Source organism: Enterobacter cloacae complex sp. 2024EL-00227, assembly GCF_043945315.1.
Classification (GTDB): Bacteria; Pseudomonadota; Gammaproteobacteria; order Enterobacterales; family Enterobacteriaceae; genus Enterobacter; species Enterobacter roggenkampii.
The window spans coordinates 177607-189937 of the sequence record NZ_JBIMQP010000002.1; the positions used below are offsets into that span (position 1 = coordinate 177607).

Consider the following 12331-nt stretch of genomic DNA (forward strand, 5'->3'; position numbering starts at 1 on the left):
CCTTTCAGACCGCGGTAATCAACCAGCAGTTATGGATTTGACGGTTACGGGCAAAGTCCTGAGACAGCGTTTTTTGGCTGATTTCTTGTGCTTTCAGTCCCAGGGCTGCTAAGCCGTCATGATCCATACGGAAGCCGCGTTTGTTGTTCGAGAACATAATGGTGCCGCCTTTACGCAGCAGGCGCTTCAGGTCGGTCATCAGGCGCAGGTGATCGCGTTGAACGTCAAAGCTATCTTCCATACGCTTGGAGTTGGAGAAGGTCGGCGGATCGATAAAGATCAGGTCAAACTGCTCGTCGGTGTCGCGCAGCCAGCCCAGCACGTCAGCCTGCATCAGACGATGCTGACGTCCGGTTAAGCCGTTAAGACGCAGGTTGCGCTCCGCCCACTCCAGATAGGTACGGGACATGTCCACCGTGGTGGTGCTGCGCGCGCCGCCCAGACCCGCATGCACGCTGGCGCTGCCGGTATAGGAGAAGAGATTCAGGAAGTCCTTGCCCTTGCTCATCTGGCCCAGCATGCGGCGGGCGATACGGTGGTCGAGGAACAGGCCGGTATCCAGATAGTCGGTCAGGTTGACCCACAGGCGGGCGTTATATTCGCCCACTTCGATAAAGTCGCCCTTCTCGCCCATCTTCTGGTACTGATTTTTCCCTTTCTGACGCTCGCGGGTTTTCAGCACCAGCTTGTTTGGCGCAATACCCAGCACGGCGATGGTGGCGGCAATAACGTCCAGCATGCGCTGACGCGCTTTTTGCGCATCAATGGTTTTCGGCGGCGCATATTCCTGAATCACCACCCAATCCGCGTAGCGGTCAACCGCCACGTTGTACTCCGGCAGGTCGGCATCATACAGGCGGTAGCATTCAATGCCCTCCTGCTTCGCCCACTTCTCAAATTTCTTCAGGTTCTTGCGCAGACGGTTAGCGTAATCTTCCGCCACGCCGGACGGCTTGCTGTCGGCCGCCTTCTCCGCCAGATGGTAGTTTTTCTGCACGCAGTCCAGCGGGCCGTTTTTCGCCTTAAACTGGCGGTCGGCGCGCAGCTGCAGGCAGCTCAGCAGTTCCGGCGAGGCGCTGAACAGAGACAGGTTCCAGCCGCCGAAGTGGTCCTTCATGTTGCGGCCCAGCAGGCTGTGCAGGGCAATCAGCGCCGGTTCGCTGTCGAGACGTTCGCCGTATGGCGGGTTGCTGATCACGGTACCGTACGGGCCTTTTGGCAGCGGGTTGGTCAGGTTCGCCACGTCTTTTACTTCGAAGGTGACCAGCTCGCCAATACCGGCACGGCGGGCGTTGCTGCGCGCGCGCTCAATGACGCGAGGGTCGCTATCGGAGCCGTAGAAATGAGAGGTATATTCCGCCAGCCCCTTACGTGCGCGGGTCTGCGCGTCGTCTTTGACCTCTTTCCAGAGCGCTTCATCGTGCTGCGCCCAGCCTTTGAAGCCCCACTGGCCGCGATGGAGTCCCGGGGCGCGGTCGGTGGCCAGCATGGCCGCTTCAATCAGCAGGGTACCGGAACCGCACATCGGGTCGAGCAGCGGCGTGCCCGGCTGCCAGCCGGAGCGCATCACAATGGCGGCCGCCAGGGTCTCTTTGATGGGTGCCATGCCGGTACGATCGCGGTAGCCGCGCAGGTGCAGGCCCGCGCCGCTTAGATCGAGAGAGATACTCGCCGTGTCGCCGTTCAGCCAGACGTTAATACGCAGATCCGGGTTTTCACGATCGACGTTCGGACGTTCCTTATTTTTACGCGTAAAGCAGTCCACAATGGCGTCTTTTACGCGCAGGGCACCGTACTGGCTGTTGCGGATCTCGTCGTTCACGCCGTTGAAATGGACCGCAAAGGTGGCATTCGGGGTGAAGATCTCTGTCCAGTCGATCATCTGTACGCCGGTGTAGAGGTCAAGGTCGCTATAAACCTTGCACTCCTTCATCGGCAGCATGATGCGCGACGCCAGGCGGCTCCACATCAGGCTCTGGTAAATAAGCCGCGTGTCGCCCTCAAAATGGACACCACCCTGAACCACCTGACACTCTTGTGCACCCAGGCTTTCCAGTTCAGTTTTTAACAGCTCTTCCAGCCCACGGGCCGTACTGGCAAACAGAGAATTCATATCGTCACTTTTACTCTTAGAAAATTGTCGCGCATTATAGCTAATATGGCGTGTATGTCATAAAGTTGAAGGCTTATTTTCATTCGAGGGAGTGTGCAGTGGCGACGTTATCCAGGCTTTTTATTCATCCGGTGAAATCCATGCGCGGCATCGGCGTCTCTCACGCGCTGGCCGACATGAGCGGATTCGCCTTCGATCGCATTTTTATGGTCACCGAGCCTGACGGTACGTTTATTACCGCACGCCAGTTCCCTCAGATGGTTCGCTTTACCCCTTCCCCGCTTCACGACGGTTTGCATCTTACCGCGCCGGACGGTTCCAGCGCGGTGATTCGCTTTGCTGATTTTGCGCCCGTCGATGCGCCAACGGAAGTGTGGGGGAACCACTTTACCGCGCGCATCGCCCCGGATGAAATTAACCGCTGGTTAAGCGGCTTCTTCTCCCGCGACGTGCAGCTGCGGTGGGTTGGACCTGAACTGACGCGTCGCGTGAAGCGACACGACGCCGTTCCCCTCTCCTTCGCCGATGGCTTCCCGTTCCTGCTGACGAACGAAGCCTCGCTGCGCGATTTACAAGGCCGCTGCAAAGCCAGCGTTCAGATGGAACAGTTCCGTCCGAACCTGGTGGTGACGGGTGCCGAGGCCTGGGACGAAGATACCTGGAAAGTGATCCGCATTGGCAGCGTCATTTTTGACGTGGTGAAGCCCTGCAGCCGCTGCATTTTCACCACGGTAAGCCCGGAGAAAGGCCAGAAGCATCCTTCCGGCGAACCGTTGAAAACCCTGCAATCATTCCGCACCGCGCAGGATAATGGCGATGTCGATTTCGGCCAGAACCTGATCCCACGCTCCAGCGGCGCGATCCGCGTCGGCGATGAGGTCGAAATTCTTACCCGTGGACCAGCAAGAGTGTACGGCTCGGGTCAGGAGGAGGAGCTTGTCGACGTTGAGACGAACGTCGCCTCTGCGGTAGATATTCACTGGCAGGGCAACGTCATCCGGGGTAACAACCAGCAGGTACTGCTTGAGCAGCTGGAACAAGCGGGGATCCGCATACCCTATTCCTGCCGCGCGGGCATTTGCGGATGCTGTCGTATCAGACTGGTGGATGGCGAAGTGAGTGCGTTGAAAAAGTCGGCAATTGGAAATGACGGCACAATTCTGTGCTGTAGCTGCGTACCGAAAACGTCCGTACAGCTGGAAGCTTAAACCGCCTGCTCGAGGCTGAAGGCATCCACGCGAAGCTGGGGCTTCAGCCTGTCGTTCATGACCTTAATGGCATCCCCGAGCTGCATCGTCCGCCCGGCAATCGTCACGCCAGGCTGGGCCAGCAGGCAGAGCGCGGCATTTTCGCCTGGCTCCACCACCAGCAGGCTCACCTCTTCTGCGGTATCGCTCAGGTTGACGCTGGCCGCATCGCCCGTTGCCGGGGTCCAGTTCATGCCGTGCGGCAGGAAATGCCAGCTCTTTGGCATTTGCGGCTTCAGGAAACGGATAGCCACCAGCGCATTTAATACCAGCTCGGCTCGCTGCTCTTTCGAGAGCATCAGATCGCGACATTTTTCCTCAAAGGAGAAATAAAGCGCAGCGTCGTCAACGCAAAAGCCTGACGGGGAAAAAGCGTCCGGGGTTAACATTCGGCGGGCAAAACGAGAGCGAAACAACATGCCATTGGCTAAGTCGAGCATCATTCGGTCATGCTCGTCGCAAAAATACCAGCGCCAGTTATCGTCAGGTTTAATTCGCATGCTTCTCTCCCGTCCCCGAAACGTCCTGTACTAAAAATGTCCTGTTTGCCGCTTCGTTTATAACACCATTAATAAAAGACTATAATGTCTAAATAAGCAACAGTGACGGAATATAAAACAACCAGGGCTGGAAATAAAGCCCCGGTTGTCTGATTACGAGAAAAGATTAGATATGCGTAACGATTTCTTTAATCAGCGGCGGTCCTTTAAAAATAAAGCCGGAATAGATTTGCACCAGTGACGCACCCGCCGCCATCTTCTCACGCGCAGCAATCACGGAGTCAATGCCGCCGACGCCAATAATCGGCAGGCGGCCATTTAATTCCGCAGACAGGGCGCGAATAATTTCGGTGCTTTTTAATTGCACCGGACGGCCACTTAACCCACCCGCTTCGTCACAGTTTTTCATTCCCTGCACGAGGGAACGATCGAGCGTGGTATTGGTCGCAATTACACCATCAATATTATGGCGAACCAAACTGTCGGCAACCTGGATCAATTCTTCGGCAGAAAGATCCGGGGCGATCTTAACCGCGACCGGAACATATTTGTGGTGGATCGCCTGGAGTTCATTTTGCTTATTTTTAATGGCACTCAGAAGATCGTCCAGCGCTTCACCATATTGTAAGGATCGCAGGCCCGGGGTATTGGGTGAGGAAATATTCACCGCAATATAACCGGCATAGGCGTAGACTTTTTCCATACAAATCAGATAGTCATCTTTACCCTGCTCGACCGGCGTGTCTTTATTTTTGCCGATATTGATGCCCAGTATTCCGTCAAAGTGGGCTTTTTTTACGTTCTCGACCAGGTGATCAACACCGTGGTTGTTGAAGCCCATGCGGTTGATCAGCCCTTCGGCTTCCACCAGTCGGAACAGGCGCGGTTTGTCATTTCCCGGCTGCGGGCGCGGGGTGACGGTACCGATTTCAATGGAGCCAAAGCCCATCGCGCCCAGGGCATCAATGCACTCGCCATTTTTGTCCAGACCGGCCGCCAGACCCAGCGGATTTTTAAAAGTCAGCCCCATGCACTGCACAGGTTTTACCGGCACATGCTGACGCACCAGCGCGGCCAGAGGCGTGCCGGTAATACGACGTAATTGCTGGAATGTAAATTCATGAGCGCGCTCAGGGTCGAGCTGGAAAAGGGCTTTACGAACGAAGGGGTAGTACATGAACTCTCCTGGATTCCCGGTGTGCAAACCGGGAGGGGATTATGGGCGATCCCATCGCGAAAGGGAATTGACCTGCGGCAAAAAAAACCGCGTAAAACGCAATCGTTTACCTCCCCGTCCATTTGTTATGCACTTTTTTGCATTTTAATTGCAGATAAATCATTTAGTGGAATAAACGCGCGGTGTCACACTCCTTAAAATTGTTATGAATGTTAGATAAAAGCAAACAATTAGTTATAAGGAGGAAGTATGCGCGTCATTACCCTGGCCGGAAGTCCACGATTCCCTTCGCGCTCCAGCGCCCTGCTGGAATATGCCCGTGAAAAACTGAATGCTCTGGATGTGGAAGTGTGCCACTGGAACCTGCATAACTTCGAACCTGAAGATTTGCTCTACGCCCGTTTCGACAGCCCTGCGCTGAAAACCCTCATTGAGCAACTTAACGGCGCGGACGGCCTGATCGTCGCAACGCCCATCTATAAGGCCTCCTTTTCCGGGGCGCTGAAAACCCTGCTCGATCTGCTTCCGGAACGTGCGCTGGACGGCAAGGTGGTGCTGCCGCTGGCAACGGGCGGTACGGTTGCCCATTTACTGGCCGTGGATTATGCCCTGAAGCCGGTGCTGAACGCGTTGAAAGCGCAGGAGATCCTCCACGGCGTTTTCGCCGATGACTCGCAGGTCATCGACTATCAGCACAAACCCCACTTTACGCCTAACCTGCAAACCCGCCTCGATAACGCTCTGGAAACGTTCTGGCATGCCCTGCATCGCCGGGATATCCAGGCCCCGGCGTTTAGTCGGCCTCAAGGAGTCGCACATGTTTAAAACGTTAACCCGCATCGGACTGGCCGGTTTGATGGCGCTTACCTCGCTGGCCCATGCCGCAGAAACGGCTCCGGAAAGTTTACGCATCGGGTATCAGAAAGGCAGCGTCAGTATGGTGCTGGCAAAAAGCCACCAGCTCCTGGAAAAACGCTTCCCGGATACCAAATTCTCCTGGGTGGAGTTCCCTGCCGGCCCGCAGATGCTGGAGGCCCTGAACGTGGGCAGTATCGATCTCGGCAGCACGGGCGATATCCCACCTATATTCGCCCAGGCCGCGGGAGCGGACCTCCTCTACGTTGGCGTTGAGCCGCCAAAGCCTAAGGCCGAAGTCATTCTGGTGCCTGAAAACAGCGACATTAAAAGCGTCGCCGATCTTAAAGGCCATAAGGTCGCTTTCCAGAAGGGATCCAGCTCACACAACCTTTTGCTACGCGCTCTGCAAGAGGCCGGGCTTAAGTTCACCGACATTCAGCCCGTTTACCTGACACCTGCCGACGCGCGCGCCGCGTTCCAGCAGAAGAACGTTGATGCCTGGGCCATCTGGGACCCGTACTACTCCGCCGCATTGCTGCAGGGTGGCGTTCGCGTGCTGAAAGACGGTACCACGCTGAAGCAGACCGGCTCGTTCTATCTGGCCGCGCGCCCTTATGCGGAAAAGAACGGCGCATTTATTCAGGGCGTGCTGGATACCTTTACCCAGGCCGATGCCCTGACTCAGAGCCAGCGTCAGGAGAGCATTGCCCTGCTGGCGAAAACCATGGGCTTACCTGAGCCGGTGATCGCGAGCTATCTCAACCACCGTCCGCCGACCACCATTACGCCGGTGGACGCACACGTCGCCGCACTTCAGCAACAAACGGCTGACCTCTTCTATCAAAACCGCCTGGTTCCAAAACAGGTCACTATTCGCGAACGCATCTGGCAACCCGCAGGCAAAGAAGGAGCTAAATCATGAGTCTGAATCTTTTCTGGTTTTTACCCACCCACGGTGATGGACACTATCTTGGTACAGAAGAGGGTTCACGCCCGGTTGACCATGGCTACCTGCAGCAGATTGCACAGGCGGCGGACCGAATCGGTTTCACCGGGGTGCTGATCCCGACCGGACGATCATGTGAAGATGCCTGGCTGGTCGCCGCGTCGATGATCCCGGTCACCCAGCGCCTGAAGTTCCTTGTCGCGTTACGCCCGAGCGTCGTCTCCCCTACCGTGGCGGCACGTCAGGCGGCCACGCTGGACAGGCTGTCCAACGGCCGCGCCCTGTTTAACCTGGTGACGGGCAGCGATCCACAGGAGCTGGCGGGCGACGGCGTGTTCCTCGACCATACCGAACGCTATGAGGCCTCCGCCGAATTCACCCGCGTCTGGCGACGCCTGCTGGAAGGGGAAACCGTCACCTTTGAAGGCAAGCATATTCACGTTCGCGACGCGAAGCTCTACTTCCCGCCGGTGCAGCAGCCGCGCCCGCCGCTCTATTTTGGCGGGTCGTCGGATGTAGCCCAGGATCTGGCGGCGGAGCAGGTCGACCTCTATCTGACCTGGGGCGAACCGCCTGAGCTGGTGAAAGAAAAAATCGCTCAGGTCCGCGCGAAAGCGGCCGCCCATGGCCGCAAGGTGCGCTTCGGTATCCGCCTGCACGTGATTGTGCGTGAAACCAATAATGAAGCCTGGCAGGCCGCTGACCGCCTGATTTCCCATCTGGACGACGAGACCATCGCAAAGGCGCAGGCCGCGTTTGCCAAAACCGACTCTGTCGGGCAGCACCGGATGGCCTCCCTGCACAACGGCAAGCGCGAGAATCTGGAGATCAGCCCGAACCTGTGGGCGGGCGTCGGTCTGGTGCGCGGCGGTGCGGGTACGGCGCTGGTCGGCGACGGCCCGACCGTGGCCGCGCGCATCAATGAATACGCCGAACTGGGTATCGACAGCTTTATTCTCTCCGGTTATCCGCACCTGGAAGAGGCGTACAAGGTCGGCGAGCTGTTGTTCCCGCATCTTGATGTCGCCATTCCGGAGGTTCCGCAGCCGCAGCCGCTCCAGCTGCAGGGCGAAGCCGTGGCAAACGAATTTATTCCACGCAAAGCCGCACAGAGCTAAGGAGGGACCATGTCTGCCACCTCACAAAAATGGCTGCTGCGCGCCGCGCCGTGGTTTTTACCCGTCGGCATTGTGGCGTTCTGGCAGCTCGCATCGTCCACCGGCTGGCTGTCGAGCCGCATTCTGCCATCTCCGGAGGGCGTTGTAGAAGCGTTCTGGTCGCTGAGCGTCAGCGGAGAGCTGTGGCAGCATCTGGCGATCAGCTCCTGGCGCGCCGCGATCGGGTTTTCCATCGGCGGCAGTATCGGGCTGGTTCTGGGTCTGGTGAGCGGCCTTTCACGCTGGGGCGAGCGGCTGCTGGATACCTCCATCCAGATGCTGCGCAACGTGCCGCATCTGGCGCTGATCCCGCTGGTCATTCTGTGGTTTGGGATTGATGAGAGCGCCAAGATCTTCCTCGTGGCGCTGGGCACGCTGTTCCCGATTTACATCAACACCTGGCACGGCATCCGCAATATCGATCGTGGTCTGGTGGAGATGGCGCGCAGCTACGGCTTATCGGGTTTTTCCCTCTTTGTTCACGTGATTCTGCCGGGCGCCCTGCCCTCCATTATGGTCGGGGTGCGTTTCGCGCTCGGCCTGATGTGGCTGACGCTGATTGTGGCGGAAACCATCTCAGCTAACTCCGGGATTGGTTATCTGGCGATGAACGCCCGCGAATTCCTGCAAACGGACGTGGTGGTAGTAGCCATTATCCTTTACGCCCTGCTCGGCAAACTCGCCGACGTCAGCGCCCAGTGGCTGGAGCGCAGCTGGCTGCGCTGGAATCCGGCCTATACCCTTCAGGAGGCGAAAGCATGAATACTGCACGACTGAATCAGGGGACCCCGTTACTGCTGAACGGTGTCACCAAACGCTACGGCGATAACACCATTCTTAACGGGCTGGATCTGCATATTCCCGCCGGACAGTTTGTGGCCGTAGTCGGGCGCAGCGGCGGCGGCAAGAGTACGCTGCTACGGCTGCTGGCCGGACTGGAAGCCCCCAACGGCGGCGACATTCTGGCAGGAACGACGCCGCTTTCGAATATTCAGGGCGATACCCGCATGATGTTCCAGGATGCACGCCTGCTGCCGTGGAAATCGGTTATCGACAATGTCGGGCTCGGTCTTAAGGGTAACTGGCGGGATGAAGCCCGCCAGGCGCTGGCCGCCGTTGGGCTGGAAAATCGCGCCGATGAATGGCCTGCTGCCCTTTCGGGTGGGCAGAAGCAGCGCGTGGCGCTGGCGCGGGCGTTGATTCACCGTCCGGGCCTGCTCTTGCTCGATGAACCACTGGGCGCGCTCGACGCCCTGACGCGAATCGAAATGCAGGATTTGACTGGTTCCCTCTGGCAGACGCACGGCTTTACGGTACTGCTGGTGACGCATGACGTGAGCGAAGCCGTCGCAATGGCCGACCGGGTGCTGTTAATAGAGGAAGGAAAAATCGGTCTGGATTTGACGGTGGATCTTCCCCGGCCTCGTCGCGTGGGCTCGGCAAGCCTGGCGGAGCTGGAGGCAGAAGTGCTGGATCGGGTGATGAAACGCGGGAGCACGGAGTTACAGCGAGCTAAGGCTAATGCCTGATGCCCTCACCCCCGGCCCTCTCCCACAGGGAGAGGGAGGGTAAACTTTTATTACGCTAACGCTTTAGCAATCTTCTCGTACAGATCGCCAGACAGGTTTTCCAGCCCTTTCAGCTGCTCAAGCGCGGCACGCATCTTCGCCTGACGCTTCTCATCGTAGCGTTTCAGACGGATCAGCGGCTCTATCAGACGCGACGCCACCTGCGGGTTACGGCTGTTCAGCTCGGTCAGCATTTCCACCATGAACTGATAACCGCTGCCGTCTTCGGCGTGGAATGCGGCCGGGTTGCTGCTGGCAAACGCGCCAATCAGCGAGCGCACACGGTTTGGATTGCTCAGGGTAAAGGAACGATGCTTCAGCAGGCTGCGCACCTTGCTGAGCGCATCGGCCGCCGGGCTGGTCGCCTGCAGGATGAACCACTTATCCATTACCAGACCATCCTGATGCCACTTGTCGTCATACTCCTGCATCAGCGCATCGCGGCACGGCAGTTCGGCGGCAACGCTTGCGCCCAGCGCGGCCAGCACGTCGGTCATGTTATCCGCCTCGTGATACTGCTTGCTCACCAGGGTGTTCGCCAGCTCGGTTTCACCAAACGCCAGATAGCGCAGGCAGGTGTTACGCAGAGAACGTTTACCAATGTCCGCATGCTCAACGCGATAAGCGTCAAGCTTGTTGGCGTTATAAATGGCGAGGAACTCGTCCGCCAGTTCAGCAGCCAGCGTACGGGTCAGCGCTTCACGCACCGCCACGATCGCGATCGGATCGATAATCTCGAACAACTCCGCGATTTCCGTTGCTGACGGCAGGGTCAGAATTTCAGCGGCCAGCGCCGGGTCAATCTTCTCATCCAGCAGGATCGCGCGGAACGCGTCAGCCACGTGAACAGGCAGCGACAGCGGCTGACCCTGCTGGTGACGGTTTACGTTGATCTTGATGTAGGTCGCCAGCAGGCTTTGCGCCGCATCCCAGCGGGAGAAGTCGTTGCGGGCGTGACGCATCAGGAACGTCAGCTGCTGATCGCTCCACTTGTACTCCAGCTTCACCGGCGCGGAGAATTCACACAGCAGCGCAGGCACCGGCTGGAAGTAGACGTTATCGAAGATAAAGGTCTGCTCGGCCTGGGTCACGTTCAGCACGTGGTGTACCGGGTGGCCGCCCTTCTGCAGTGGAATGACTTTGCCCTCGTTATCGTACAGCTCAATGCTGAACGGAATATGCAGCGGGTATTTCTCTTCCTGCTCTGCCGTCGGCGGCGTGCGCTGGCTGATGGTCAGCGTGTACTGCTCGGTTTCCGGATTGTAGTCGTCTTTGACGGTAACAACTGGCGTACCGGCCTGGCTGTACCAGCGGCGGAAGTGGGAAAGATCGACATTAGAAGCATCTTCCATTGCCTGCACAAAATCGTCGCAGGTGGCCGCGCTGCCGTCATGACGCTCGAAGTAGAGCTGCATCCCTTTCTGGAAATTCTCTTCACCCAGCAGAGTATGGATCATGCGGATAATTTCAGCGCCTTTCTCATACACCGTCAGGGTGTAGAAGTTGTTCATTTCGATGACTTTATCCGGACGGATCGGGTGCGCCATTGGGCTGGCATCTTCCGCAAACTGCAGGCCGCGCATGGTACGCACGTTATTGATGCGGTTCACCGCGCGTGAACCCAGATCGGAGCTGAACTCCTGGTCACGGAAGACGGTCAGGCCCTCTTTCAGGCTCAGCTGGAACCAGTCGCGGCAGGTGACGCGGTTACCGGTCCAGTTGTGGAAATATTCGTGGCCGATGACGCGTTCGATATCGAGATAATCTTTATCGGTGGCGGTATCGGTGCGCGCCAGCACGTATTTGGAGTTAAAGACGTTCAGGCCTTTGTTCTCCATTGCGCCCATGTTGAAGAAATCAACGGCAACGATCATATAGATGTCGAGGTCATATTCGAGGCCAAAGCGCTCTTCGTCCCACTTCATGGAGTTGATGAGCGAGGTCATCGCCCACGGCGCGCGGTCCAGGTTACCACGGTCAACAAACAGCTCCAGCGCCACTTCGCGGCCTGAGCGCGTTTTGAAGGTGTCGCGCAGCACGTCGAAGTCCCCTGCCACCAGCGCAAACAGGTAGCACGGTTTCGGGAACGGATCCTGCCACTGAACCCAGTGACGGCCATTCTCCAGCTCGCCTTCGCCTACGCGGTTGCCGTTGGAGAGCAGGAAGGGATACAGGGTTTTATCGGCGATGATTTTGGTGGTGAAGCGCGCGAGGACGTCCGGGCGGTCGAGATACCAGGTAATGTGGCGGAACCCTTCCGCTTCACACTGGGTACACAGCGCCACGCCTGACTGGTAAAGCCCTTCCAGCGCGGTGTTGGCGGCCGGGCTGATTTCATTCACGATGCGCAGCGTAAACTGTTCCGGCAGGTTGTCGATGACCAGCTGGTTGTTTTCTTCTTTATAGTCTGACCAGGCTTCATCATTAATATGCAGGGAGACCAGCGTCAGGTCTTCGCCATCCAGACGCAGCGGCACAGCAGTTGCGCTGTGGCGCGTCACCTGACTCACCGCCGTGACAACGGTTTTAGTGGCATCCAGGTCAAAAGTCAGATCGATTTCGCTAATCAGATAATCCGGCGCACGGTAGTCGTGGCGGTATTTGGCTTGTGGCTGTTGTGTCATAGAAAACCTTATGCATCGTTTGTCGAGTAACGTTTCAATATATTCCTGTTGCGCAAAACGCGCTATGCAGAATGTTCATCTTTTCAGGGTCAATACCTTTTTTTGCTACATTTGTATAACACGGGGCACAAAATGCCCTCG

At 57.6% G+C, this 12331-nt stretch carries 10 protein-coding genes; 6 read left to right on the plus strand and 4 right to left on the minus strand.

Annotated elements, in window-relative coordinates:
• Nucleotides 1-4 precede the first annotated feature (4 nt).
• On the minus strand, nucleotides 5-2113 hold the full coding sequence (gene rlmKL / locus ACHH0Z_RS03895; RefSeq protein ID WP_021240859.1) for a bifunctional 23S rRNA (guanine(2069)-N(7))-methyltransferase RlmK/23S rRNA (guanine(2445)-N(2))-methyltransferase RlmL: 2109 nt from the start codon (nucleotides 2111-2113) through the stop codon (nucleotides 5-7).
• A 98-nt stretch (nucleotides 2114-2211) separates the two neighbouring features.
• On the opposite strand from rlmKL, the gene ACHH0Z_RS03900 reads away from it, so the two are divergent.
• Entirely contained in the window at nucleotides 2212-3321 is a 1110-nt protein-coding gene (locus ACHH0Z_RS03900) for a YcbX family protein (protein WP_045406751.1), read from the plus strand.
• Here the strand turns inward: ACHH0Z_RS03900 and zapC are convergent.
• Together zapC and pyrD are read right to left on the minus strand one after the other, a co-directional pair.
• Nucleotides 3318-3860: a cell division protein ZapC gene (gene zapC / locus ACHH0Z_RS03905; RefSeq protein ID WP_021240861.1), complete on the minus strand. Its 543-nt coding sequence runs from the start codon at nucleotides 3858-3860 to the stop codon at nucleotides 3318-3320. The two genes, ACHH0Z_RS03900 and zapC, sit on opposite strands and share 4 nt — an antisense overlap.
• Nucleotides 3861-4026: 166 nt before the next feature.
• The gene (gene pyrD, locus ACHH0Z_RS03910; protein ID WP_008499939.1) at nucleotides 4027-5037 is read right to left on the minus strand and encodes a quinone-dependent dihydroorotate dehydrogenase; all 1011 of its coding nucleotides are present in this window, start codon (nucleotides 5035-5037) and stop codon (nucleotides 4027-4029) included.
• A 249-nt stretch (nucleotides 5038-5286) separates the two neighbouring features.
• On the opposite strand from pyrD, the gene ssuE reads away from it, so the two are divergent.
• From ssuE to ssuB, 5 genes are read left to right on the plus strand one after another with little or no spacing between them, the layout of a single operon-like run.
• On the plus strand, nucleotides 5287-5862 hold the full coding sequence (gene ssuE, locus ACHH0Z_RS03915; protein WP_045406753.1) for an NADPH-dependent FMN reductase: 576 nt from the start codon (nucleotides 5287-5289) through the stop codon (nucleotides 5860-5862).
• Entirely contained in the window at nucleotides 5855-6817 is a 963-nt protein-coding gene (locus ACHH0Z_RS03920; protein ID WP_021240863.1) for a sulfonate ABC transporter substrate-binding protein, read from the plus strand. The genes ssuE and ACHH0Z_RS03920 overlap by 8 nt, the downstream gene beginning before the upstream one ends.
• A complete protein-coding gene (gene ssuD, locus ACHH0Z_RS03925) occupies nucleotides 6814-7959 on the plus strand; it encodes an FMNH2-dependent alkanesulfonate monooxygenase (RefSeq protein WP_045334777.1) in 1146 nt (381 codons plus the stop codon). The genes ACHH0Z_RS03920 and ssuD overlap by 4 nt, the downstream gene beginning before the upstream one ends.
• Nucleotides 7960-7968: 9 nt before the next feature.
• Nucleotides 7969-8760 (plus strand): aliphatic sulfonate ABC transporter permease SsuC, encoded by a 792-nt coding sequence (gene ssuC, locus ACHH0Z_RS03930; RefSeq protein ID WP_025912947.1) that lies wholly within the window; start codon nucleotides 7969-7971, stop codon nucleotides 8758-8760.
• Nucleotides 8757-9527 carry an aliphatic sulfonates ABC transporter ATP-binding protein gene (ssuB, locus tag ACHH0Z_RS03935; RefSeq protein WP_045406755.1) on the plus strand — a complete coding sequence of 257 codons (771 nt, stop codon included), beginning with the start codon at nucleotides 8757-8759 and terminating at the stop codon, nucleotides 9525-9527. Before ssuC ends, ssuB begins: the two co-directional genes overlap by 4 nt.
• A gap of 50 nt (nucleotides 9528-9577) precedes the next feature.
• On the opposite strand, the gene pepN is transcribed toward ssuB, so the two are convergent.
• A complete protein-coding gene (gene pepN, locus ACHH0Z_RS03940; RefSeq protein ID WP_045406757.1) occupies nucleotides 9578-12190 on the minus strand; it encodes an aminopeptidase N in 2613 nt (870 codons plus the stop codon).
• Nucleotides 12191-12331: the final 141 nt, after the last annotated feature.

Coding starts and splice junctions, on each gene's coding strand:
- rlmKL (WP_021240859.1), bottom strand. CDS start 2,113: ATGAATTCTCTGTTTGCCAGTACGGCCCGTGGGCTGGAAGAGCTGTTA.
- zapC (WP_021240861.1), bottom strand. CDS start 3,860: ATGCGAATTAAACCTGACGATAACTGGCGCTGGTATTTTTGCGACGAG.
- pyrD (WP_008499939.1), bottom strand. CDS start 5,037: ATGTACTACCCCTTCGTTCGTAAAGCCCTTTTCCAGCTCGACCCTGAG.
- ssuE (WP_045406753.1), top strand. CDS start 5,287: ATGCGCGTCATTACCCTGGCCGGAAGTCCACGATTCCCTTCGCGCTCC.
- ACHH0Z_RS03920 (WP_021240863.1), top strand. CDS start 5,855: ATGTTTAAAACGTTAACCCGCATCGGACTGGCCGGTTTGATGGCGCTT.
- ssuD (WP_045334777.1), top strand. CDS start 6,814: ATGAGTCTGAATCTTTTCTGGTTTTTACCCACCCACGGTGATGGACAC.
- ssuC (WP_025912947.1), top strand. CDS start 7,969: ATGTCTGCCACCTCACAAAAATGGCTGCTGCGCGCCGCGCCGTGGTTT.
- ssuB (WP_045406755.1), top strand. CDS start 8,757: ATGAATACTGCACGACTGAATCAGGGGACCCCGTTACTGCTGAACGGT.
- pepN (WP_045406757.1), bottom strand. CDS start 12,190: ATGACACAACAGCCACAAGCCAAATACCGCCACGACTACCGTGCGCCG.